Raw genomic sequence first — 26,285 nt, forward strand, 5'->3', positions numbered from 1 at the left:
AAGGGGAGAGGAACATGGGGAAACCAACTGGATTCATGGAAGAAAAACGAGAAAAACCGGCTGAGCGGGACCCTCTCACTCGCTTAAAAGATTGGAAAGAATATTCGGCTCCATTTTCAGATGAAGCGTCCAAGCGGCAGGGGTCACGGTGTATGGATTGCGGCACACCGTTTTGCCAAATCGGCGCTGATATCAACGGTTTTACATCCGGGTGCCCGATTTACAATCTGATCCCGGAATGGAATGATCTCGTCTATCGGGGGCGCTGGAAAGAAGCATTGGAGCGTCTTCTGAAAACGAATAACTTTCCTGAATTCACAGGGCGGGTCTGTCCCGCTCCTTGTGAAGGATCTTGTACGCTGGCCATTTCAGATCCGGCTGTTTCAATTAAAAACATCGAGCGGACGATCATTGACAAAGGTTTTGAAAACGGATGGATTCAGCCGAGAATTCCTGCGAAACGCACAGGAAAGAAAGTCGCAATCGTCGGTTCAGGCCCGGCAGGTCTGGCAAGCGCTGATCAGCTGAACCAAGCGGGACATTCCGTGACGGTCTATGAGCGTGCTGACAGAGCCGGCGGCCTGCTGATGTACGGCATTCCGAGCATGAAGCTTGAGAAAAATGTCGTCGAACGCCGGATTAAACTTTTGACGCAGGAAGGCATAGATTTTGTGACAAATACCGAAATCGGCGTAGACATAACAGCTGATGAGCTCAAAGAACAATTTGATGCCGTCATTTTGTGCACAGGCGCCCAAAAACAGCGCAATCTGCTGATTGAAGGCCGGGACGCAAAAGGCGTTCATTACGCAATGGACTATTTAACATTGGCGACGAAAAGCTATTTAGATTCTAATTTCAAAGATAAACAATTTATAGACGCTAAAGGGAAAGATGTCATCGTGATCGGCGGCGGGGATACAGGAGCTGACTGCGTAGCAACCGCCCTGCGCCAAAAAGCGCGCAGTGTGCACCAGTTCGGGAAACATCCTAAGCTTCCGCAGACGCGCACGAACGACAATATGTGGCCTGAACAGCCGCACGTCTTTACCCTTGAATACGCCTATGAAGAAGCGCAGGCAAAGTTCGGCAAAGACCCGAGAGAATATTCAATTCAGACGACAAAAATGGTGGCCGATAAACAGGGCCGCTTAAAAGAGATTCACACCGTTCAAATGGAAAAAGTAAGAAATGAATTCGGAAAGTACGAGTTTCATGAACTGCCGGGAACGGAAAAAGTATGGCCTGCTCAGCTGGTGTTCATCGCCATCGGTTTTGAAGGAACCGAACAGCCATTATTGAAACAGTTCGGTGTCGATTCGGCAAATCATAAAATTCAGGCAGCATATGGGGATTATAAAACGAATGTTGACGGCGTTTTCGCCGCAGGGGATGCGAGAAGGGGCCAAAGCCTGATTGTATGGGCGATTAATGAAGGCCGGGAAGCAGCGCGCGAAGTCGACAGTTATTTAATGGGGAGCACTGTTTTACCGTAAACAAAGGGGATTATTTATAAAACCGGCTGGAATCAGCCGGTTTTTTGCATTGAAACGAAACCTCTTTCTTCCTGCGTTGGTCATATAAGGGTAACATGATGGAAATGGAGGATAACAAATGGAATTTCGTTTTACAGCTTGGAGAGATTATTTTCATAGAAATCAATCAGCAGTCAGAGATATGAAGATATCATTCATTTACGGCGTTTGAAGAACTGCTGAATGGATTAAAAGCATTACAGAACGGAAGATGAGAAAACCGGAAAGCTGTAGACGCCAACCTTTTCTTACCGATATTTTTCAAAAAAACTTTCTTTTTCCGAAAATTTATGTATAATAAAAGAAAGTTTTTTCTGATAAAGAATCTGCAATGATAAGGACATGAGTCATTCTAACCGGCATACAGAGAGGGAGGGCGCGGCTGAGACCTTCCCGGCACGAAGAATGAGCTTACCGCCTTTTGAGCTGTATCGGTGAACGAAAGCAGCCGATACCGTATAGCCGCGTTACGGCAAAAATGAGCCGTCACTTGAAGTGACGGGAATTTGGGTGGAACCGCGGGTCTGACACACACTCGTCCCTTGCTTTGGGATGAGTGTGTTTTTATTTTTATCAAAAATAAAGGAGAGATCAGACCGTGAAGAAACCATATATTGTGATTACTTTTCCTAACGGGAAACAAAAAGAATACGAGAAAGGCATTACGTTAGAAGAGATTGCCCAATCCATCAGTCCGGGTTTGAAAAAGACGTCAGCAGCCGGCAAGGTAAACGGATCGTTATATGACCTTGGAAGAAGCATCCATGAAGACGCTGAAATTGAACTGTGCAGCTTTCAGTCTGAAGAAGGACTGGAAGTGATGAGACACACAGCAGCGCACGTATTGGCGCAAGCTGTAAAACGTCTGTATCCGAAGGTCTGTTTAGGAATCGGTCCCGTTATAGAAAATGGGTTTTATTATGATTTTGATATGGATGATACGATTACTGAAAAAGATTTGCCCGTCATTGAGAAAGAAATGAACCGGATTATTTCAGAAAATCCGAAAATCACTAGAGAAGAAATCTCCAGAGAAGAGGCAGAGCAGCTGTTTGCGCACGATCCGCTGAAGCTCGAGCTCTTAGCAGATATTCCGCAGACTGATACAGTCAGTATATACCGTCAGAGCGAATTCGTGGATTTATGCCGGGGACCGCACTTGGCGTCTGTCGGACAGATAAAAGCTTTTTCGCTCACTCATGTATCAGGGGCTTATTGGCGCGGCGACAGCAATCAAAAAATGATGCAGCGAATCTATGGAAAGGCCTTTGCTTCAAAAAAGGAGCTGAACAGGCATTTTCAGCTGTTGAAAGAGGCTGAGAAGAGAAATCATCGGAAATTGGGAGCGGAATTACAACTTTTTATGTTTTCAGAAGAAGCGCCGGGTATGCCTTTTTATCTGCCGAACGGTCAGTTCATCCGAAATACGCTTGAATCATTTCTGCGTTCAAAGCAGGATGCCTATCATTATCAGGAAGTGCGCACCCCTATGATGATGAATCAGCGTTTGTGGGAGCAATCCGGCCATTGGGATCATTATAAAGAGAATATGTATTTCTCTGAAGCCGATCAACAGCGCTTCGCGTTAAAGCCGATGAACTGCCCCGGCCACATGCTCATTTTTAAAGAAAGGCTTCGTTCTTATCGGGAACTTCCGATTCGGATGGCTGAGTTCGGCCAGGTGCACCGCCACGAATTCAGCGGGGCGCTCAATGGCCTCCTCCGCGTCAGGTCTTTCTGCCAGGATGACGCACACATTTTTGTAACGCCGGAGCAGATCGAGAGTGAAATCGCTTCAGCGCTGCAGCTGATTCACGAGGTGTACACCGCATTTGGTTTTTCCTATGATATTGAGCTGTCAACGAGACCGGAAGATTACATGGGAAGCGAACACTTGTGGGACCGGGCTGAGAGCGCATTAGAAAGAGTATTAAAAGAACAGGGATATGATTTTCGGTTTAACCGGGGGGATGGCGCATTTTACGGACCGAAAATTGATATTCATATAAAAGATGCGCTGAACCGAAGCCATCAATGCGCCACTGTCCAGCTGGATTTTCAAATGCCGGAGAAATTTGATTTAACATATATTGATGAAAAAAACCAAAAAGTGCGTCCTGTTGTCATTCACCGGGCAGTATTCGGATCTCTCGACAGATTCCTCGGAATCATTACCGAACATTACGGGGGAGCGTTCCCTTTATGGCTCGCTCCGGTACAGGCAAAAATCATCCCCGTGTCAAACACCGCACACCGGGACTGCGCAGAACAGGTGCACCGGCAGATGAAGAAAGCGGGCATCCGTGCTGAGCTTGATCAGCGGGATGAAAAACTCGGCTATAAAATCAGAGAAGCACAAATGAAAAAAATACCGTATATTGCTGTTGTGGGGGATCAAGAGTGCCGTCATCATACTGTACACGTAAGACAATACGGGCAGGAAAACACATTTGAAGAGAGTGTGAGTGATTTTATTTCCCGGATCATAAATGAAACAAAACAAGTGATAGAAGTAAATCGACATTGACATATCGTAAAATCACGATATAATAATACGTATGAAACCTATTGATGTTTTTAAAGCGTTGTCTAATGAGTCGCGGCTTGAGATTTTACAATGGCTGAAAGAGCCGGACCGTCATTTCGCCCCGCATGATGGCATTGATATGAATGAGATCGGAGTATGTGTGAGTCAGATCACCGATAAGCTTCAGATGACACAGTCAACGGCGTCTCAATATCTTTCCATCCTTCAGCGGGCGGGCCTTATCCAAACAAAACGGATTGGCAAATACACCTATTATAAAAGAGATGAAGAAGCGATAAAGGCGATGGCCGATTATTTTCAGCGCGAAATGTAGGGCTGAATCCTTTAGAAAAGGGATTCAGTTTTCTTTTCCAACATTACATCGACATATTGCGATTTGTTTCTTTAATATTTTATATCGATATATTCCGATATATCTTTATATAAAACATCTATGAAGGAGTGTGTCATGTGCAAAATACATGGAAGGTTTATATTTTGGCGATTATCAGCTTTTTGGTGGGGACGTCTGAATATGTGATATCCGGGGTGCTTGATAAAATTGCTGGTTCCTTGGGAGTCACTGTAGCAGCGGCAGGGCAGCTGATTACGATTTTTTCGCTCGTTTATGCAATCGGAACGCCCGTCATGATGGCTCTTACAGCAAGGCTGGACAGAAGGAAGCTCATGATCTATGCTCTTGGACTGTTTGTTATCGGGAATATAAGTTCGTTTCTTGTGCAGGGATACGCCTTATTTGCTGCAGCTCGGGTGATCATGGCGCTTGGAGCGGGAACTGTGGTGGTTACCGCGCTTACGATCGCAGCAAAAATCGCTCCCCCGGGAAAGCAGGCAAGCTCTCTCGCGACAGTCATTATGGGATTTACGGCAGCACTTATTATCGGTGTGCCGATCGGAAGAACCGTGTCGGAAGCTTTTGGCTGGAAGATGGTCTTCGCCGGTATTGCGGCAATCGGAATCATTGCTATGTTCATTATACGTTTCGCATTGCCTGAGATAAAAGGGGATAAACCCGTGCCGCTCATCAAGCAATTCTCTCTCTTAAAGAGACGAAAGGTGGCTGTCGGCCTGGCCATCACGTTTTTTTGGCTCGGAGGCTATTCAGTTGCGTATACGTACCTTTCTCCGTATTTACTGAACGTCACTCATATCGGCAGCGGAATGCTGAGTACATTGCTGCTTATTTTCGGTGTCGCCAGTCTTGCCGGTTCTAAAGCCGGCGGTTTCAGCGCAGACAGAGGGGGGGCGCGTGTCACATTAACCGGCGGAATGGCGCTTCATGCTATCAAGCTCATGTTGTTGTCGTTTGTTACACATTCTGCTGCCGGAGCGGCGGCCGTGCTTATATTTTGGTCCTTTGCCGCCTGGTCATCAGGGCCTGCCCAGCAGTATCATTTGGCAACGATGGAGCCTGAATCATCGGGGGTATTACTTGGCCTTAACCAGTCTGTGATGCAGCTGGCTATGGCGGCGGGGGCCGGAATTGGAGGCGTTGTTGTCACTCATCTGTCTCTTGCGTCAGTGACATGGATCGGAGCAGCCGGTGTTATCGTTGCGATGTGCAGCGTGCTTTCGCTTGCATCGTTAGCATCTGAAAAAACTTCATCTGAATACAGCGCAGAATAAACAAAAGCCTCATTTCTCAGCTTGAGAAACGAGGCTTTTTGTCTTGTTATTTTTCACATTTTTTCAGGTTTACACCGATTGCGGCTCCGTTTCGGCTTGAGTCGGCAACTCCGGTGAAGGTGCCGTTCTCACGGTCGATTAGTATGCTTTGCACGTTTCCGATATCAACCGGGCTTGCGCCGAATTTATGTCCCATTTCGTTCAGTTTTGTGCGGGCTTCCGGCACTCCTTCTTCATATCGATAGGATGTCATGCTGTTTGTGTAAATTCTCGGCTCTTCGACAGCCGCTTTCAGATCCATGCCGTATTCGACTTTGTTCAGGATCGTTTGCAGAACGGAAGAGATAATCGTTGCTCCGCCAGGGGAGCCGACAGTCAGGACAGGTTCGTTATTTTTAAATAAAATGGTCGGGGTCATGCTGCTTAGCGGACGTTTATTCGGCTGCACTTCATTTGCGCCGCCCGGCACCGCATCGAAGTCTGTTAATTCATTGTTCAAAACAACGCCGTATCCGGGAACCATAATGCCGGAACCGAACAGCTGTTCAATCGTTGTCGTGTAAGATACGACATTTCCGAAGCGATCGGCTACCGTGAAGTGAGTCGTTTGGCCTTCTTGTTTGTCAGTCGGCTGCTTCACTTGTTTATAGTTTGCAGAACCTTCCTGATAGGCCCAAGGATCGCCGGCTTTCGGTTTTTTATTCACTTTATTAATATCTATCAGCTGTCTGCGGGCATTGATATAATCTGGATTCAAGAGACCTTTGAGAGGAACGTTGACGAACTCGGGATCTCCGGCAAATGCAGCCCGGTCAGCATAAGCTAAATGCATTGTTTCAGCGAGAAGCTGATATTTTTGCCAAGAACGGATATCATATTGAGAAAGCTTAAAATCATCCAGGAGGTTCAGCATTTGTAACAAGAAAACACCGCCGGAACTTGGAGGAGGAGCAGTCGCGATATGATAGCCCTGATAATCGCCCCAGATCGGCTCGTCAATCGTTACGTTGAAGTTTTTAATATCCTTTTCTGTCATTGAGCCGCCGAATTCCTGCACTGTTTCCGCAAGCTTTTTGGTGAATGCTCCGTCATAGAATGCTTTTGTGCCTTTATACTTAATGGCAGTGAATGTTTTGGCTAAGTCTTTTTGGACGAGTGTGTCTCCTTCTTTCAGAGGTTCTCCGTTCGGAAGAAACACGTCTTTTGCAGCAGTGTGTGATAATTTGTCTTTATAATCTGAGATGGCATCAGCTAAAACCGAATCAATCGGAAAGCCCTTTGAGGCAAGTGCAATGGAAGGGGTGATGAGTTGTTTCATGGAGCGTGTGCCCCACTTGTCGAGCGCTTTTTCAAGGCCTTTTAATGTTCCCGGAACACCGACGGCAGTCCCTTTTGTAACCCGTTCAGAGAAAGGAATGGCTTTGCCGTTTTCGTCAAGGAACATATCCGGTGTTGCGCCTGCCGGTGCGCGTTCCCGGCTGTCGATAATGGTGGTGTCTTTTGTCTTCGCATCATAAACCATCATAAATCCGCCGCCGCCGATCCCTGACATCATCGGTTCAGTTACGTTTAATGCGAATTGAATAGCAACCGCAGCGTCAATTGCATTGCCGCCTTTTTTCAGCACGTCAGCACCGATTTGTGAAGCGAGAGGATGGGCGGTGGCGACCATGCCGTCTTTGCCGACATCCACCTGTTTGTAGTCATCATAGGAAAACGGGTGTTTCTTAGCCTGGGCGTGATAAGGGATGCTGCCGGCCGTGAGCAAAGCACTGAGCAGAACGATAAAACAGAAATTCATAAACTTTTTCTTTTTCATAGTCTGCCTCCTTTGTTTTCCGCTTACAATTATAGAGTAAGTAAAATGTGGTGTTTTCACAAGTGACAAACGGAATAGTCCGGTGTGCAAAAAGTCAGGGTTTCTGTGTGAATGTAATCAGTCGGGAATGGGATAAATGGGAAACCGGACAGTAAAAGCTGTGAAACAAGCATAAAGACAAAAAATAAGCTACAATAAACAAAACAGAATTCACTCACATGACATATGAAAGGAACGTGAGCCATGTATTTAACCATTAAAGAGACAGCGGAGTTTACCAATCTTCCTGAAGAATATGTGCATAATCTTGTTTTAACGAATAAAATAAGGGCCGTCCATGACGGACAGCAATATTTAATCAACAAGGAACAATTTCACACCCATCTCGAACAGCTGGAAAAATATAAGGAAATGATTCAGGAGTTTTTAAATGAACCGCTCCCTGAAGATATTGATGTAAAAGATGAGGATTAGGACACAATTTCATATTGTGTCTTTTTTTGTATCTTTTTTTCGGTTGTTCTCAAAAAACGGATGCTCAGATTTCGTTTTAAGGGCGTTATTTTTATTTTTTAATACCATGTGTATCTATTTGGTTAAAATCCCGTCACGGGGGTAAAAATGGTGTTTATGAGGATCACGCTGAAAATACGTGTCTATTTCTTCTTATGTAACACTATGTATATTATGTTACATAAGGGGCTTTATCCTTTATCATTCAATGGGTTTCGGCTATAATAGTAACATAAAGCTCAATATGTTACTTTACCATTTATAAGGGGTTTTTTGATGCACATCGTACAGCCGATCCGAAGTTTGGAGAAGATCCAGGAAGTCAAACAGTATTTAAAGAAGAAAAGTGAACGTGATTATTTTTTATTTATTTTCGGCATGAACAGCGCACTGAGGATTTCTGACGTTCTGCCGCTTCGTGTGAGAGATGTCAGGAACAAAGATCATGTCTGGGCAACCGAAAGCAAAACGAGAAAGAAAAGAAAAATTCTGATATTGGAGTCTCTAAAGGCAGACATATACGCTTACACAAAAGACATGAAAGAGAATGACTATTTGTTTAAATCGAAACGGACGAACAAGCCCATTTCCCGGATTCAGGCATACAGAATTTTAAAAGAAGCAGCTGCTGCGTGCGGATTGGAGGAAATCGGGACGCATACGCTGAGAAAGACGTTCGGGTACCATTTTTATCAGCGGACGAAAGATATTGCTGAACTCCAGCGGATATTAAACCATTCTTCTCCGTCTATTACGATGCGTTATATCGGAATAGATGAAGATACGACGAGAGCCGCCTATAAAGTATTCGGAGGACTGTAGGCTTGAAAAAAACAGCCGCCAGCGTTACTATAATAGAAGCAGGCTCTAGTAGCACAGCGGATAGTGCAGCAGTTTCCTAAACTGCAGGTCGGGAGTTCGAATCTCTCCTAGAGCGTTTTTTTATATAAAAAGGTGCAGATTAATAGTCTAAAAAAGAAAAACCCTTGTTATACAGGGGTTTTTCTTTTTTTGTGAGTTCTGGGTAAGAACCCATGGAAAAAAGCCCGCTGTAAGCGGGCTTTTCTTTATATAATAGCATCAAATTGGTTGACTTTCCAAACGTTGTTTTCTTTTACAAATGTAACGTCGCGTTTTGCTGACGGAGATCCGTCAAGAGTCGGTACAGTGAAGCGGTATGTTTGGACGCTTCCTTTTTTAGAAAGAAGGGTCATTTTTGCTTTTTTCCAATTCAGGAGGTTGTCTCCGTCGCCGACCGGAACAGCCAATTTGCCGTCTTTTACAGTGAAGTGGTAATCTTTGAGCCCTTTATCAATCGCTTGCTTTGTAAAGGCGGGTGTCAGGTATTTTACGGCTTTCGCTTTTGTTCCGAGCTCTTTGCACATGAACACATATTGCATATTTTGATATTCGAACTGTTCAGATGTACAGTTTGTGTTTGATTTAAGCGCGCCTCCGCTCATCGTGTTCCAGAAATGTTCTCTTGCTGACAGAGCCAGCTGCAGTGCTTGTTTTTGTGTAAGGTCATTGGGCGTATTTTTGGCAGTCGCCGCAGTGCCCAGTGATAGAATCAATGTAATAGTAGTAAGGAATAATAGCCATTTTTTCATGATTTAATCTCTCCTTCAACGAATCTCTTTCTCTTATGTTACAAATGTTACAATAATTACGTTAAGATTACAATACCTTTTCAGAAATATTTTCCGAACTTTTTATTTTTATGATTTATTTCCATGTAAGACGCAAGAAAAAGATAAAGAGTTTCATTGAACAAAAGGTTTTTACAAGCTGTCTGCTGAATAATAAAATGGAAGAAAATCAAAAAAGGAGTCCTACATATGGAAGTACAAGATAATCTGGAGACAGCGGAAGGCCGCGGCCAATCTGTCTGGCGATCGATGTCACTGTTTTTAGTGCCGCTGCTTTTAAGCAATGTATTGCAATCTGTCGGCCAATTGGTCGGAATGGTATTCGTCGGAAGGTGGCTCGGAGTCGATGCGCTTGCCGCCGTATCGTCTTTTTTTCCGCTGTTTTTTCTGCTGATTTCCTTTACGATCGGAATCGGTTCAGGAAGTTCCATTCTGATCGGGCAGGCTTACGGCGCGAAAAACGAAGAGAGGATGAAGGCGATTGTCGGCACGACACTGACTTTTACCTTTATGCTCGGGATTGTGCTGGCAGTTGTCGGCAGTGTGTTTACACTTGATATTTTACGGCTGATGGGAACGCCGGAAAATGTAATAGATGTCAGTGTCCGATATGCGCGCATTTTGTTTTGTGCAATGCCGCTGATGTTTTTATATTTTGCTTATACGACATTTTTACGCGGAACGGGAGATTCAAAGACCCCGTTTTATACGTTAATCGTCAGTACAGTCATTAACATAGGGCTATTGCCGTTATTGATTCTCGGACTTTTCGGGCTTCCGAAGTTCGGCATTTACGGATCGGCGTATGCAACGGTGATTTCAAACATCGTGACATTTATCGTACTCATGGTTTATTTGAGGAAAAAGAAGCATCCATTGGCATTTGACCGGGCTGCTTTCCGCTCTCTTAAAATGGACAGAAAGCTGCTTGCGCTTTTACTGCGGCTCGGTATTCCGTCGAGTATCAATATGATTCTCGTATCACTTTCTGAAATCGCGGTCATCTCTTTTGTTAATCATTACGGATCAAACGCGACGGCGGCTTACGGGGTCGTCAACCAAGTGGCGAGTTATGTGCAGATGCCGGCGGTAAGCCTCGGTATCGCCGTTTCAATTTTTGCCGCCCAGTCCATAGGGGCTAATCAATTCGGCCGGCTGAAACAGGTCATCAAAGTCGGCATCGGCCTGAATTATTTGATTGGCGGGGTATTGATTCTGCTGATCTACACCTTCACCCGACAGATACTGGCCTTGTTTTTAACAGATCAGGGTACACTGCATATTGCCCGCAATCTTATTATGATTACACTTTGGAGCTATTTGATTTTCGGTCACGCTCAGATTGTTTCAGCGACAATGCGGGCGAGCGGTACGGTGTTATGGCCGACGATTATCAGCATTTTTACAATTTGGGGAATTGAAGTGCCTGTCGCCTTTATTCTTTCTCATTACACAACACTCGGTATTCTCGGCATCTGGGTCGGTTATCCGGCGGCTTTCGTCGTCAGCCTGCTGCTGCAATACGGGTATTACCGATTTGTATGGAAGAAAAAGCAGATTACCCGGCTGATTCAATAAGGTTTTACAGCACATCGCTCAGTTCATACGGGCGATGTTTTTTTATAGAAGGAAAATGAGTTTAGAAAATGGAATTCCTATACATGCTAGAAAACAAGGAAAGGGCAGGTGCTTATGAAGATTGAACATACGACTTATTTAGGGGTTTCAGCTGTAAAAGCGGAGACTGACCAGGCTGAATGTATCATTGTGCCTGAATGGGGCTCAAATGTCATATCGATTCGGGATAAAAGAACAGGTATGCGGCTTCTGAGAGAACCGGAAACTGCGGAACAATTCCGTGAAACACCGATGCTGTACGGTATTCCCGTTTTATTTCCGCCGAACCGGATTACGGACGGGACGTTTCGTTTTGACGGCCGCACATATCAATTTGAGATAAATGAAGAGGATAAACATAATCATATTCACGGCTTTCTTTACAATCAGCATTGGAAGTTGGCGGGTGCGAAAGAAGAGGGGGATGAATTGACAGTCGAAACAGAAATTGACCTATCAAAGATTCCGCGTGTCCATAAACAATTTCCGCACGATGTTATTGTGCGGATGACATATACATTAAAAGACAATGTCTTTACCCAGCGCGCGCTGATTATCAATAAGGGAACGGAGGCTTTTCCGTGGGGGCTCGGCTATCACTCCTCATTCGTTTTTAATGAAGAGCGGGCACGCCTTTTTCTGACGGCTGACCGCATGTGGGAATTAAATGAACGTTTCGTGCCGACGGGCCGTTTATTGGATGTTCCTGATAAAGAAGCGTTCCGTAAGGGGATGTCTTTGAAAAATAAGCAATTTGATGATGTTTTTCTTTCTTCCGGACGGAATGGCGGCAATAATGAAGCGGTTATTTATCATCCGGATGAGCAGATATCCGTTTTGTATGAGGCAGACACGTCTTTCAAGCATTGGGTGGTATTTAACGGTGACGGTAAGCAAGGGTTTGTCAGTCTCGAGCCTTATACTTCCGTCACAGATGCGTTTAATCTGAATCAGCCTGCATCACTGACAGGGCTTCAGATTCTGAAACCGGGCGAAGAAGTGGCTGCGACATCCCGGATCACCATTTTGCATGACGAAGAATAGGAAAGAGGCGGGATAATATTGAAAACATATGTCAAACGCTTGAGCGCGGTGATTCTGCTTTTGATTATAGCCGCAGTTCCTTATATTGATGATTCCGCCAAAGCGGCCGAACAAAAAAATGCTTTGCAAAAAGAGCTGCAACAAATTCTGAATGAAGAGCCTGCTTTAAAAGGCGCTGCAGCGGGTGTCAGTGTACAATCAGCAAAAACGGGAGAAGTGCTGTTCGCAAGCGGGGAAGATATGCGGCTGAGGCCCGCATCACTGATGAAGCTGCTGACGGCATCTGCGGCGCTTTCTGTGCTCGGAGAAGATTACAGGTTTAAGACAGAAGTACGGGCAGATGGCGCCGTGAAAGGGAAACAGCTGCACGGAAACCTTTATCTGAGAGGGAAAGGCGATCCGACTCTATTGGCTTCTGATTTTGAGAAGATGGCAAAACAGGTCAAAGAAAGAGGCATCCGCGTCATTAAAGGAGAACTGATCGGGGATGATTCGTGGTATGACGATACCAGGTATTCAGTTGATCTTCCGTGGAGCGATGAAGGCCAATACTATGGCGCGCAAGTATCAGCTCTTACCGCTTCCCCAAACGAGGATTATGATACCGGAACGGTGATGGCGGAAATCAGCCCGGCAAAACAGCCCGGTAAAAAACCGCGTATTTCGATTTCCCCCAATACGGACGTCGTTCGCGTGAAAAATGAAGTGAAGACCGTCGCTTCTGATGAAAAGAAAGATTTGACCATTGAACGGGAGCATGGGGGCAATGTGATTACAGTAAAGGGAACCATACCGGCGGGTGCGGCAAAGGCAAAAGAATGGGCTGCAGTGTGGGATCCGTCGTCCTATGCTTTAGATTTATGGAAACAAGCGCTTAAAAAACAGGGGATCACAATAAAAGGGAAGGTCAAAACCGGGCGCATGCCCCGTCACACCAAGCTAGTCACATCACGGACATCCATGCCTCTTTCAGAATTATTGATTCCGTTTATGAAACTGAGCAACAACGGTCACGCCGAAATTTTGATCAAGGAAATGGGAAAAGTGAAAAAAGGCGAGGGCAGCTGGGAAAAGGGCTTAGATGTGATGAAATCAGAGCTGAAATCGTTCGGGCTGAATCCGGATGAATTGATTGCAAGAGACGGATCCGGTGTTTCTCATATTGACGGTGTATCCGCCGGCCAAATCGGAGAGCTTTTGTATGCGGTTCAAAAAGAAAAGTGGTACCCGGCTTTCCTTCGTTCTCTTCCCGTCGCCGGGGCGAGTGACAGAATGACGGGAGGCACCCTTCGGAATCGGCTGAAGGATACTCCGGCAGAAGGCAAAATTAAAGCGAAAACCGGGTCATTAACGTCAGTCAGTTCGATAGCCGGCTATGCAGATACAAAAACAGGAGATACTCTTATTTTTTCCGTGCTTCAAAATGGGCTGCTAGACGAAGATGACGGAAAAGACATTGAAGACAAAATCGCAGTCGTGCTGGCAAATCAATAAGAAAAGCCGATCCTTACAGGATCCGGCTTTTTTTGATGGAGAACGAGATCTGCAAAACATTATATTGCCATTATGAATCGATCTTTTCAAAAAGTAATATCTGCAAAATTAGGCTTTTTTTTATACTTTCTTTACTTATATGTTCACCGATTTTTCATTTTTATCGTAAAAACTTCTTTCCGGGAGGCAAAATCTTTTTAAAGACGCGATTAATTATACATTTTATTCCTTATTATAGTGTTTAAGAACTGGTTTGCATTGTGCATACATACCGTTTTACATGGTATAAAGATAATAGAAATGAAGAATCAAAGTAAGGAGATTATACTATATTCTAAAAAATGTTAGAAAAAATTTAATTTTTTATTGTGATTTCTAAAATATGTTTTAAAATAATGCTTATATGGATGATTTAGTCATATGCTGTCGAATTTTAATTGTAATTATTTCACTTTCTTATCCTCTTAAATTGAAGCGGAGGGATTCCATTGAAGAATACTGTTTATGCTTTAACTCACGCCCAAAGAAGAGTGTGGTTTACGGAGCTGCTCGAGCCGGGCACAAGTATCTGCAATCTTGCGGCGTGCGTCAAATTCAGGGGAAACATCGATTTTGACGTACTGCGCCGTGCTTTAGATTTCTCTATCTTGCAAAATGATTCGCTCAGGTTTCAACTGACGGAAGGCGACGGGTCAGAACCCCAGCTGTATTTGACCGGGCATTCGCCGATTTCTTTAGAAACCGTTGATTTTACTCATACTGATCAATCAGAGCAGGATGCATGGATTGACACACAGACGCGTGTTCCGTTCAAGCTGTTTCATTCACCTCTGTATCAATTTACTCTGCTTGTCATGTCAGACGAAGAAGTTTGGCTTTATTCAAAATTTCACCACATTATCATGGACGGCATCTCGCTCAATCTGCTCGGCAACCAGCTTATTGATATCTACCAAAAGATTATGCGGAGCGAGGATTTAACTGATCATCACAGACCTTCCTATCTCAGCTACATGGAAAAAGAACAGCAATATTTACAGTCCTCCCGTTTTCAAAAAGATCGTTCATTTTGGACTGAAACGTACCGAACTGTTCCGGAACACCTTTCATTGGCGGAACGAACCTCTCACCTTAGACAAAGCACTGCAGCTTCCAGAGATACAATTACTCTTTCTCACTCCTTAGAACAATCAATCCGGCGTTTTTGCAAAGAAAATAATCTCAGCATCATCTCTCTGTTTATGGCTTCGTTATACATATGCATCAGCCGTCTGACGGCTAAAAAGGATATTGCCATCGGTACTTATTACGGAAACCGGGGTTCCAAGCTCGAAAAGGATATGCTCGGCATGTTTGTCAGCACACTGCCGATCAGAATGACGGCAGATCCTGATGCGGAGTTCCTGTCCTTTGTCCGCAGTGTAGGAAAAGAGCAGCTGTCTGTTATGCGGCACCAGAAATATCCTTACAATCTTTTTGTCAATGAATTAAGGCAGGTTCATCACGACCTGCAAAATATCATCGGTATTTCGATGCAGTACCAGCCCCTTGAATGGCGTCAGGCAGAGGGCTTCGATTTTGAAACGGCCATGTTTTTCAGCGGGCATACCGCAAACGAGCTTTCCATTTTAATTAAGGAGCGGACAGATACGGGATTGATTGAGCTGAATTTTGATTATCAATCCGCTTTATTTACTGAAAAATCAATCAAACGCATTAGCTGATTCGGCATATTGATATGGCGGATGAAGAAGAAAAACAACGGGTGTTAACTGAGTTTAACCGAACAGAAACGGTTGAACCGCCGGCCCCGACGCTTCACGGGCTGTTTACCCGAGGCGCCGCGCTTTCGCCGGATCGTCCGGCGCTCCGGTTTCCGGGCGGTATGCTGACGTACGCCGAGCTTGATCAGTACACAGACAGACTCGCTGTCCAGCTTCGTCAAAAAGGCGTCTGTAAAGAAAGCATCATCGGCGTGCTCGCTGAACGCTCGCCGGAGATGGTGATTTCTGTGCTTGCCGTGTTAAAAGCGGGCGGCGCTTATGTGCCGCTTGATCCGGAATATCCTGAGGAAAGGTTGCGTTATATGCTCGCTGACAGCGGAGCCTGTCTCCTGCTTGCACAGTCCGGGTTATCCGTTTCCGGTTTTTCCGGTGAGACGCTTGACGTTTCTCTTTCTGCTCTTACAGGTGAAACGGAGACAGGGGCTGTCTCTGAAGAAGCGGATGCCGATTCGCTCGCTTATATCATTTACACGTCCGGTTCGACGGGAACACCGAAGGGAGTGGCTGTTGAACACCGACAGGCCGCAGCCTTTTTATCCGGCATGCAAGGGCAGTTTCCGTTAACGGAAGAGGATATCATCGTACTGAAATCATCCTTTTCTTTCGACGCTTCCATCTGGCAATTGTTTTGGTGGACGATGTCAGGCGCTTCTGTGTATCTGCTTCCGTCCGGCTGGGAGAAAGATCCTGCCCTGATGATTGAAGCCTTTGTCTCTGAAAAGGTGACGACCGCGCATTTTATTCCGGCGATGGTCAACAGCTTTTTAGACGCGCTGGAAACGGAGCCTGAGGAAACAAGAATCCGCCTCGGCAAAACACTGACTCGCGTGTTTGCCGGAGGGGAAGCACTTTCACCGCTTACGGCTGCCCGTTTTGCCGATCTTTTGCCGGAGACCGTGCTCATTCACGGCTACGGGCCGACAGAAGCGACGGTTGATGCGGCCTTTTACGTCTGTGACCGAAAACGGGACAGCGGCAGGACAAGGCTTCCGATCGGAAAACCCGTTCCGGGTGCCCGTCTGTATGTGTTAGACGGCGGAGGAACCGTTCAGCCTGCGGGTGTGGCCGGAGAGCTGTACATCGCGGGGACAGGTGTGGCGCGGGGCTATCTGAACCGCCCTGAGCTGACGGAGGAGCGTTTTCTCGATGATCCGTTTTATCCGGGGGAGCGCATGTATCAGACAGGGGACATCGCCCGCTGGACAGAAGACGGGCTTGTCGAATGGCTCGGCCGTTCAGACGGACAGGTGAAAGTCCGCGGCTACCGGATTGAACCGGGAGAAATCGAAGCGGCGATCCGGCGTATTGACGGCATCCGTGAAGCGGCGGTCACCGCCCGGACCGACCACGGCGATACCGCGCTTTACGCTTATATCGAAGGCCGAAAAAGCGATGACGTGCGGGCGGAGCTTGCGGCACGCCTTCCGGCTTACATGATGCCGGCTCAGTTCATAGAGATGACCGAGTGGCCGGTCACGCCGAGCGGAAAGCTTGACCGCCGCGCGCTGCCGGCTCCTGACGGAGCGGCAGACAGACAGGCGTACACCGCACCGCGGAACGTCACGGAAATGAAGCTTTGCGCCCTTTGGGAAGAGGTGCTGAAAAACGGCCCCGTCGGCATCCGGGATCACTTTTTTGAGCGGGGCGGCCATTCGCTGAAAGCGACGGCTCTCGTCTCCCGCATCGCCAAAGAGTTCGGCGTTCAGGTGCCGTTACAGGACATCTTCGCCCGGCCGACGGTGGAAGAGCTCGCTTCGGTCATTCAGGACCTCGAAGAGAGCCCGTATGAAGCGATTCAGCCTGCAAAAACACAGGCCATCTATCCGGTGTCTTCGGCACAGAAACGGATGTATGTGCTCCAGCAGCTTGAAGACGGCGGTGTCGGCTACAATATGCCGGCTGTGCTGGAACTGACGGGCCCGCTTGACCGCGTGCGGCTGGAGGAGACGTTCCGGCAGCTTGTTGAGCGGCATGACTCGCTCAGAACGTCCTTTGAAACGGGGCCTGACGGCGAACCGGTGCAGCGCATCCATGCCAGCGTGCCGTTTCAGCTGGAGGATGCCGGGTCAGCTGACGCATTTGTCCGGCCGTTCCGTCTGGATGAAGCGCCGTTCTTCCGTGCGGCCCTCGTGAAAGAATCGGATGAACGCCATCTTTTATTGACGGATATGCATCACATTATTTCAGACGGTGTGTCCGTCAACACCCTGATTAAAGAATTCGGCGAGCTGTACGCCGGCCGTACGCTTGCGCCGATGCGCCTTCAATATAAAGACTATGCCGTCTGGCAGCGGGAATTTCAACAGAAAGAAGGGTACCGGAAACAGGAAGACTATTGGCTGAAGCGGCTTGAAGGAGAGCTTCCGGTGCTTGAACTGCCGGCTGACAAGCCCCGTCCGGCTGTCAGAAGCTTTGCGGGCGGCACGGTATCGTGCGCGCTTGACGCTGAAACGGCATCCGGACTTCACCGCATCGCCCGGGATCACGGCTCCACTTTGTATATGGTGCTTCTTGCCGCGTACAATACGTTACTCGCGCGTCTGAGCGGGCAGGAAGATATTATCGTCGGCTCGCCGATTGCCGGGCGCCCGCACAAAGACCTTGAACCGATTCTCGGGATGTTCGTCAACACGCTCGCCATCAGAACGGAGCCGAAAGCGGACAAACGGTTCACCGATTACTTGGCGGAAGTCCGCCAGGCCGCGCTTGAAGCGTACGAGCATCAGGACTACCCGTTCGAAGAGCTTGTGGAACGGCTCGGCGTGCAGCGTGACACAAGCCGCAATCCGCTGTTTGATGCGATGCTTGTCGTTCAGAATATGGAGCATGCGGAACTGCTGCTGGACGATTTGCATATTCAGCCTGCGGACATGTCCCGCCCGGTTTCCAAATTTGATTTCACTTTGCAGGCTTCTGAAGGCGGGGGACAGATTCATTTTCTGTTTGAATATGCGTCGGCTCTATTCCGAAAAGAAACGATGGAGCGCTGGGCTTCCCACTTTTTGACGATGCTTGAACACATTGTCCGTGAACCGGAATCCTCTTTACGGGAGATCAATATGCTGACTGTCCCGGAACGAAACCGGATTCTTTCAGACTTTAACGGCATGACGGATAAACAGCTGCCGGAAAACACAGTTCATGAACTGTTCATCACCCAGGCGCGAAAAACACCTGATAGGGCGGCTCTTATCAGCGGGGATAAGTCAGTCACATATAAAGAATTAGATGAATGGTCGAATAAAATCGCCAGAGCTCTGCAAAAACGGCAGATCGGACCAGATGCCGCCGTCGGCATTGTGATACCAAGATCACCGGAACAAGCCGCGGCAGTCTTCGGAGTTTGGAAAGCAGGAGGCGCCTACGTCCCGATAGATCCTGAATATCCTGAGGATCGCAAGCAATATATCATCGCAGACAGCGGCACAGCGCTTCTCCTTACCGTAGACGATGCGATAGATCAAGTGCCTGACGGTTTCAACGGTGAAGTACTCGCGCTGGAAGATATAAAAGAATCGGACGCTTCACCGGTTCAGTCACTGTCAGCGCCGGGGGATTTGGCTTACATCATTTATACGTCCGGGACGACAGGAAGGCCGAAAGGGGTGATGGTTGAACATCGATCCGTCAGCCAAACGCTTCAATGGCGAAGCAGTTTTTATGATCTGAATGAGAAAGATACCGTTCTTCAGCTCTTTTCATTTTCCTTTGACGGATTTGTAACAAGTATGTTCACACCGCTGATTTCCGGTGCGAAAGTGGCCGTTTTAGCTGAAGATGAAGCGAAAGATATTCTTGCCATTAAACACTATCTCGCTTCGCAGCGCATCACACACATGATTATTGTTCCTGTGCTGTACCGTACACTGCTTGACGTACTAGAGCCGGGAGATGCCGAGTCTCTCCGGTTTGTCACATTAGCGGGAGAAGCTGTCGATCAAAACATTATCAGCCGCAGTTTATCGGTTTGTCCTCATACGGAGCTTGCCAACGAGTACGGCCCGACGGAAAACAGCGTCGCTACTACAGCGGCAAGGCATATAGAACAAAATGAGGACATTACGATCGGCCGGCCGATTGATCATTCACAAGTTTATATTTTAAACGGAGATCATCCGCAGCCGATCGGTGTAACAGGGGAACTTTGCATCTCGGGTTCCGGCCTTGCAAGAGGGTACCGTAATCTTCCTCAGCAAACGGCTCAAGCCTTCGTCCAAGATCCGTTTCGTAAGAATCAGCGCATGTACCGGACGGGCGATCTGGCAAAATGGCTGCCGGACGGCACGCTGCAATATATCGGCCGAATGGACGAGCAAGTCAAAATCAGAGGCTACCGGGTGGAGCTGAAAGAAATTGAGGCCGCCTTAACAGGCATAAAAGGCGTTAAAGAAGCAGCCGTCACCGCTCAGCCCGCATCAGCAGGCCAAACGGAACTATGCGCTTATATCGTGACAGAAGAAGGAACAGACAGCGAAACCGTGCAGCAGGCGCTCAGAAATGAAATGCCCGCTTATATGGTGCCGGCGTTCTTTGAAACGCTTGAGTCACTGCCTGTCACACCAAACGGGAAGCTTGACCGCCGCGCGCTTCCTGAGCCGCGGAAAAAAGCACAGACGGGACGGGCGTTTACGGAACCTGCCGGCGCCATTGAAAAAGAGCTGGCAGCGATTTGGAGCGAAGTGCTCGGAACTGAAAATATTGCAGCGGATCAATCATTTTTTGAGCTTGGCGGCGATTCCATCAAAGCCCTGCAAGTATCGGCACGATTACACCAGGCAGGAAAACAGATAGCTGTAAAAGACATTTTCAGCCGGCCTACAATTAAAGAGCTGGCGCCTTATGTCCGTACAGAGCGGCAGCCGGTCAGCCAAGCTCCCGCACAAGGAGAAGTGAAGTGGTCGCCTGTTCAAAAATGGTTCTTCACACAAGACATGACGGAAGCAAACCATTTTAACCAATCCGTTATGCTGACGAGAAAAAATCCAATAGATGAAGAGGCCTTAAGGAAAACGTTAAAAGCCATTACCGTTCATCATGATGCCTTGCGACTTGTGTGCAAAAAAGATGGAGAGAAAGGCTTTTTCCTCTTCAACAGACCGGCTGATCTCGCAGATGAGCAGCTTTACAACCTGGCTATTTTAGAAGTGTCAGGCGAAGAGCATGAAAAAGAACGTTTTATAAAGCGCCGCGTTTCAGAGCTTCAAAGAAACATGGATTTAGAGAACGGGCCGCTGGTACAGGCGGGGCTGTTCCGCTCTGAATCGGAAGATTACTTATTTCTTTCCGTCCATCATCTCGCCGTCGACGGGATGTCATGGCGGATTTTACTGGAAGACTTGGCTTCTGTCTATGAACAGGCGGCTTCAGGAAAGGAAATCAATCTTCCTCCGAAAACAGTGTCATTCAAAACATATACGGAGCAGCTGGCCGATTACGCCGAAAGCCGGCAGCTGCTTCAGCAGGCGGAGTATTGGCGGGAGATTGAACACTATGAAACAGAAAGTCTCCCTTACGAGCAGGCAGATCTATATCAAGCTTCTGCGAAAAAACGAAACACGGTATCTTTCACATTGACGGAAAGTGAAACAGACGCCCTGCTGAGAGATGTGCACAGCGCCTACAATACGGATACGCAAGATATACTTTTGGCTTCCGCCGTACTGGCTGTTCAAAAATGGTCGCCGCGGCATGCTTTGAAAATTGCCCTTGAAGGACACGGACGCCAAACGGAGCAGGGCGGTGCGGATATCAGCAGAACGGTAGGGTGGTTCACTTCCATTTACCCGGTGCTTTTCCGGAGCGGGGCTTATGAACCTCTTGAAGAATATGAAATTCGCACATTGAAAACTGTCAAAGACACATTGCGGCGCATTCCGGAGAAAGGGAACGGATACGGCGTCCTCAAATATTTGACCCCGCCGAAGCTTGCCGGGATGACCTTCGGGAAAGCACCTGAGATCAGCTTTAACTATCTCGGACAATTCGATGCGCCCGGCGGGAATCCGGCAGAAACCGAACAGCCTGACGCATTTCTGTTTTCTCCTTTGGGAGGCGGAGATGATATGACGGATACATGGAAACGGGAGCAGTCACTTGAGATCAGCGCGATTGCGGCACAAGGCCGGATAACCGTTAACATGTCCTATGATACAGGACGCTTCCGGCAAGATACGATCGAACGGCTGTCCGAAAGCTGCCGGTATTTTCTCTTGAAACTGTCGGAACACTGCCTCGGCAAAACCGATACGGAGAAAACGGTCACTGATTTTGATGATCGGGAGCTGACTGAGGAAGCATTACAGGATATTGCCGACTTACTCAGCTTTCACTAAAACCGAGCGGGAGGAAAACATGGACAAAACGAAAAATATCCAAAACATTTATCCCCTCAGCCGAATGCAGGAAGGAATGCTTTTCCATTCCTTTCTGCAAAAGGAGGGGTCTGCATATATCGAGCAATCCGTCTTCACCATAAAAGGCCGGCTTCGTCCGGAATTGTTTGAACAAAGCGTGCAGTCTGTCATCAGCCGCCATGACATTTTCAGAACGGTTTTTTTACCTCATGTCGCTCAGCTGAACGGACCCCGCCAAGTCGTGCTGCGTGAGCGGGAATTCCGATTGCGCAGCGAAGATCTTACACATTTGGATGAAGCGGGACAAAACAGCTTTATACAGCAGTTTAAGGAACGTGACCGCTTAAAAGGCTTCGATTTGCAAAAGGATATGCTGATGCGTGTTTCTTTGTTTAAAACGGCAGACGAAGAATATGTATGTGTCTGGAGCCATCATCACATCCTCATGGACGGCTGGTGCCTCGGCATCGTCCTTCAAGAATTTATGCATATTTACAAGACGATTGAATCAGGTTCGCCCGTCACACTGGCGCCCGCAAAGCCTTACAGCACGTATATTACATGGCTGACTGATCAGGACAAAGACGCAGCTTCTGATTATTGGAAAGGATATTTATCGGACTGTGAGACACCCTCACGAAAATATCGGCCCGTCCCCCGGAGGAAAAAGGCTACCGGAAGAAGGAGCTGCTGTTTTCTTTAGACGAAAACCTGACAGCCAAGCTGAAAACCATTGCCAAAGAAGAGGGTGCTACACTCGCGGTGCTTATGCAGACCGTATGGGGCCTGATGCTGCAGCGCTACAATCGGACGGACGATGCCGTTTTCGGAGCCGTCGTATCAGGGCGGCCTTCCGTTATTGCCGGAGTGGAAAACATGATCGGGCTGTTTATCAATACCGTGCCGGTACGCATCAAAACCGGTGATGAAAGCTTTAGAGAACTGCTGGGCCGCTGCCAGAAAGAAATGCTTGATTCAGAGGCGTTCAGCTACCATCCGCTTGCTGACATCCAATCTCAGACTGAGCTGAAACAGGATTTAATCGACCATATCATCGTGTTTGAAAATTATCCGATTCAGCAGCAGATGAAAGACGCGGAAAAGGAATCGGATGCACCGTTTCGAATCGGGAATGTCAACGTGTCGGAACAATCAGGCTACGATTTTAACCTGATCATAGCGCCCGGCGATGAGCTGCTCATCAAATTCAGCTACAATGCGAATGTTTATGATGAAGTATGGATAGAGAGCGTAAAAGGACATTTAGAAGAAGCCCTGCGCGGCGCCGCCTTCAATCCCGATGTTCCGGCTGACCGGCTTCCGATGCTCGGACAAAAGGAAAAATCAAGAATAATCGGCGAATTTAATGATACGAAAACAACTTATGAAAGAGATGAAAGCATCATCAGCCTGTTCAGCCGGCAGGCGGAAAAAACTCCGGATCATCAGGCGCTGCACGCCGGCGGGCTGACGTTGACGTACCGGGAGCTTGATGAACGGTCAACTGAATTCGCCGGCATCCTGCTGGAAAACGGTTTGACGCAAAAGGGAATCGCCGGGATTCTGGCCGAACGCTCACCGGAATTTATCATCGCTGTTCTCGCTGTATTAAAAGCGGGAGGGACGTACCTTCCGCTTGATGCAGATCTGCCTTCCGACAGAATCGCCGATATGCTCAGTGAGAGCGGGGCACAGCTGTTAACGGTACAAAAAGGGATTGAGACTGACATTGACTTTTCCAGTATCATTTCAATCCCGGTTGCAGCTGAGAAACAAACCGCTGACATGAGAAAGCTGAATACCGTTACAGCACCTGATGACCTTGCCTATATTATGTATACATCCGGTTCAACAGGAAAACCAAAGGGCGTGATGATTTCCAACCGAAACGTCGTATCACTCGTGTCAAACAGCAATTACTCGTCGGCCGGCACGACGGATCGTCTCATTCTGACAGGGTCCATCGGTTTTGACGCAGTGACGTTTGAAATATTCGGAGCGCTTTTAAACGGGGCATGCCTTCATGTGGTTGACCGCTCGACAATGCTTGCCCCTGAGAGGTTCGGCAGCTATCTTTCTGCCAACCGTATTACGATTCTGTTTTTGACTACGGCGCTTTTTAACCAGTTCGCCCAGGCAGACCCGGAGATGTTTTCCGGATTGCACACCTTATATGTCGGCGGAGAAGCTTTGTCGCCGGCACTCATCAATAAGGTCAGACACCGCTGCCCGAATCTCAGCCTTTATAACATATACGGACCGACGGAAAATACGACGTTTTCCACCTTTTACGAAATCACGCATGATTTTTCTCAGCCGATCCCAATCGGAAAACCGATCAGCAATTCAACCGCATTCATTATCGATAAAAATGGCGGGCTTGCGCCGATCGGCGTGCCGGGTGAGCTTTGCGTCGGCGGTGACGGGGTTGCCAAAGGCTACTTAAACAGGCCTGAATTAACAAGTGAAGCATTTGTCAGCCACCCGATTCACCCTGAAGAAAAAATCTACAGAACAGGCGACTTGGCGCACTGGCTGCCTGATGGAAGCATCGGGTACATCAGCCGTATCGACCGCCAATTCAAGATTCGCGGGAAGCGGATCGAGCCGGCCGAAATTGAAGCGCGGCTGACTGAAATTGACGGGATCAGGGAAGCGGCTGTCACCGTGTCACAAGAAGGACAAGAAGCCATTCTATGCGCGTATTATACGGGCGCACATATTGAAGAAAGGACCATTCGATCCCTATTGGCAAGGTCGCTTCCCGACTATATGATTCCGCAGTATGTGACTAAGCTTGACCGTATGCCGCTAACCGCAAACGGCAAAGTGGACCGCCGCAGACTGCCTACGCCAGAACGAAAAAAAGCCTCATCAAAAGCCGTTCCGCCCCGAAACTGGGTCGAGCGTGAGCTGATCGACATTTGGACGCCGATCCTCGGCTGCGGGGAGCTGGGCATACAGGATGACTTCTTTGAGCTGGGCGGCCACTCTTTAAAAGCATTGCAAGTCATTCATCAGCTGAAGACGAGGCAGCAGATGGATGTGCCGATTGAAATGATATTTGAATATCCGACAATTGAGCAATTGGCTGAAAAACTGTATTCCAGCAAACTATCAGAAGCTGCCGAACAGCATATCAGCAGACTGAATCAGCCGAAAGGACGCAATCTTTTCTGTTTTCCGCCTATCTCAGGTTTCGGGATTTTCTTCAAAGATCTTGCGGCGGCATTAAATGGACGGGCTGCTGTGTACGGCTTTAACTTTATTGAAGAAGACAGCAGAATGGAACAATACATTGATAAAATGCTGGAAATCCAGCCGGAAGGCCCTTATATCCTCTTCGGATATTCGGCAGGCGGCAATACGGCATTTGAGGCGGCAAAAGCGATGGAAAAACGGGGCTTAAAAGTCAGCGATGTCATTATCGCAGACGCGTACAGAAAGCTTGACGCACTTCCGCCGCAGCCAATGAACGCAACAGCCGAAAATGTCCCGGAAGCGGTCAGAGAAGCGGTCATCAAAAAGACAGAGGGCTATCAAACGTACTGGGCGGAACTGATAAATGACGGCCAAATCGCGGCAAACCTCCACTTTATTGAGGCCGGCATAAAGGAAGAGCACAGCGATAAGCCCGAGCCGAAGAAATGGGAAGGCGCCACAACGGGTCTCTATCAGGAATATCAAGGCGAGGGCGCCCATAAAGATATGTTTGAACCGGCCTTTGCACACCAAAATGCTGAGGTCATACTGGAGATCGTTGCAAACAGCGGCAGACGCTTGGAACGGAATCTGTAACATCCGGCAGAATGGTTCAAGAAGACAGAGGGCAAGATAGGGGAATCAAACCCAGTTTTTTGGAGGCTTGTCATGACGAACCTATCTTGGCTTACGTATGTAATGATCATCCTTGCCAGCTACCGGCTGACCCATTTAATTGTATTTGATAAGATTACGGAATTCATAAGAAAACCCTTTTTAAAGCAAGAAAAAACCGTCGATCAAAACGGGCGCACCGTGCAAAAAAAAGTCCCGTCCTCCACATTCGGTTATATGCTGCAATGTTATTGGTGTGCGGGTGTCTGGTGCGCCATATTAATCGGCATCTGCTATTTGGTCTGGCCCCGCTTTGCTCATCCGGTTATTTTCATTTTGTCCATTGCCGGAGCGCAGGCCATTCTTGAGACTTGCGTCGGCGTCGGAACGAAGGTCATTGACGTGCTGGCCGCCATAAAACATAAAAAGTCCTGAAGCGATTTGTTTCGCTTTAGGACTTTTTTCTTTCTCTTTTAGTCTTAGAGGA

Annotated in this window: 12 protein-coding genes, 1 tRNA gene, 2 pseudogenes and 1 other annotated feature; of the genes and pseudogenes, 13 read left to right on the forward strand and 2 right to left on the reverse strand. The window is 47.6% G+C overall.

Features of this window, described 5'->3' with window-relative positions; translation table 11 throughout:
- Positions 1–14 precede the first annotated feature (14 nt).
- The 4 genes from gltD to ACW5MY_RS20005 all read left to right on the forward strand — a co-directional run bounded on the left by gltD (position 15) and on the right by ACW5MY_RS20005 (position 5,709).
- Positions 15–1,496, forward strand: coding sequence for a glutamate synthase small subunit (gltD, locus tag ACW5MY_RS19990; RefSeq protein WP_014470321.1), 1,482 nt, complete (start codon positions 15–17; stop codon positions 1,494–1,496).
- 361 nt (positions 1,497–1,857) lie between these two features.
- Positions 1,858–2,081, forward strand: a binding site (T-box leader).
- 52 nt (positions 2,082–2,133) lie between these two features.
- Positions 2,134–4,062 carry a threonine--tRNA ligase gene (gene thrS / locus ACW5MY_RS19995; RefSeq protein WP_013352485.1) on the forward strand — a complete coding sequence of 643 codons (1,929 nt, stop codon included), beginning with the start codon at positions 2,134–2,136 and terminating at the stop codon, positions 4,060–4,062.
- A 31-nt stretch (positions 4,063–4,093) separates the two neighbouring features.
- Positions 4,094–4,396 (forward strand): ArsR/SmtB family transcription factor, encoded by a 303-nt coding sequence (locus tag ACW5MY_RS20000; protein WP_007407355.1) that lies wholly within the window; start codon positions 4,094–4,096, stop codon positions 4,394–4,396.
- Between the two features lie 137 nt (positions 4,397–4,533).
- The gene (locus tag ACW5MY_RS20005) at positions 4,534–5,709 is read left to right on the forward strand and encodes an MFS transporter (protein WP_462061943.1); all 1,176 of its coding nucleotides are present in this window, start codon (positions 4,534–4,536) and stop codon (positions 5,707–5,709) included.
- Between the two features lie 46 nt (positions 5,710–5,755).
- Here the strand turns inward: ACW5MY_RS20005 and ggt are convergent, their stop codons facing one another.
- Positions 5,756–7,528: a gamma-glutamyltransferase gene (ggt, locus tag ACW5MY_RS20010; RefSeq protein ID WP_013352483.1), complete on the reverse strand. Its 1,773-nt coding sequence runs from the start codon at positions 7,526–7,528 to the stop codon at positions 5,756–5,758.
- 243 nt (positions 7,529–7,771) lie between these two features.
- On the opposite strand from ggt, the gene ACW5MY_RS20015 reads away from it, so the two are divergent.
- From ACW5MY_RS20015 to ACW5MY_RS20025, 3 genes are all read left to right on the forward strand, one after another.
- Positions 7,772–8,002, forward strand: a complete 231-nt coding sequence (locus ACW5MY_RS20015) for an excisionase family DNA-binding protein (RefSeq protein ID WP_013352482.1) — start codon at positions 7,772–7,774, stop codon at positions 8,000–8,002.
- A 315-nt stretch (positions 8,003–8,317) separates the two neighbouring features.
- On the forward strand, positions 8,318–8,863 hold the full coding sequence (locus tag ACW5MY_RS20020; protein ID WP_013352481.1) for a site-specific integrase: 546 nt from the start codon (positions 8,318–8,320) through the stop codon (positions 8,861–8,863).
- 42 nt (positions 8,864–8,905) lie between these two features.
- A tRNA-Arg gene (locus tag ACW5MY_RS20025) sits at positions 8,906–8,978 on the forward strand.
- A gap of 130 nt (positions 8,979–9,108) precedes the next feature.
- Here ACW5MY_RS20025 and ACW5MY_RS20030 read toward each other — a convergent pair.
- On the reverse strand, positions 9,109–9,651 hold the full coding sequence (locus ACW5MY_RS20030) for an IseA DL-endopeptidase inhibitor family protein (RefSeq protein ID WP_013352480.1): 543 nt from the start codon (positions 9,649–9,651) through the stop codon (positions 9,109–9,111).
- 228 nt (positions 9,652–9,879) lie between these two features.
- Here ACW5MY_RS20030 and ACW5MY_RS20035 point away from each other — a divergent pair, with 228 nt between their 5' ends.
- The 6 genes and pseudogenes from ACW5MY_RS20035 to ACW5MY_RS20060 all read left to right on the forward strand — a co-directional run bounded on the left by ACW5MY_RS20035 (position 9,880) and on the right by ACW5MY_RS20060 (position 26,233).
- Positions 9,880–11,268 carry an MATE family efflux transporter gene (locus ACW5MY_RS20035; protein ID WP_013352479.1) on the forward strand — a complete coding sequence of 463 codons (1,389 nt, stop codon included), beginning with the start codon at positions 9,880–9,882 and terminating at the stop codon, positions 11,266–11,268.
- Between the two features lie 114 nt (positions 11,269–11,382).
- The gene (locus tag ACW5MY_RS20040; protein WP_013352478.1) at positions 11,383–12,351 is read left to right on the forward strand and encodes an aldose 1-epimerase; all 969 of its coding nucleotides are present in this window, start codon (positions 11,383–11,385) and stop codon (positions 12,349–12,351) included.
- A gap of 18 nt (positions 12,352–12,369) precedes the next feature.
- Positions 12,370–13,845: a D-alanyl-D-alanine carboxypeptidase/D-alanyl-D-alanine endopeptidase gene (gene dacB / locus ACW5MY_RS20045; RefSeq protein ID WP_013352477.1), complete on the forward strand. Its 1,476-nt coding sequence runs from the start codon at positions 12,370–12,372 to the stop codon at positions 13,843–13,845.
- A 488-nt stretch (positions 13,846–14,333) separates the two neighbouring features.
- Positions 14,334–21,961, forward strand: a pseudogene (locus ACW5MY_RS20050) (amino acid adenylation domain-containing protein).
- A gap of 19 nt (positions 21,962–21,980) precedes the next feature.
- Positions 21,981–25,780: pseudogene (locus tag ACW5MY_RS20055) on the forward strand (non-ribosomal peptide synthetase).
- A 72-nt stretch (positions 25,781–25,852) separates the two neighbouring features.
- Positions 25,853–26,233 carry a DUF1360 domain-containing protein gene (locus ACW5MY_RS20060; RefSeq protein ID WP_013352474.1) on the forward strand — a complete coding sequence of 127 codons (381 nt, stop codon included), beginning with the start codon at positions 25,853–25,855 and terminating at the stop codon, positions 26,231–26,233.
- Positions 26,234–26,285: the final 52 nt, after the last annotated feature.

This window comes from Bacillus sp. Bwzl_19, assembly GCF_054900515.1.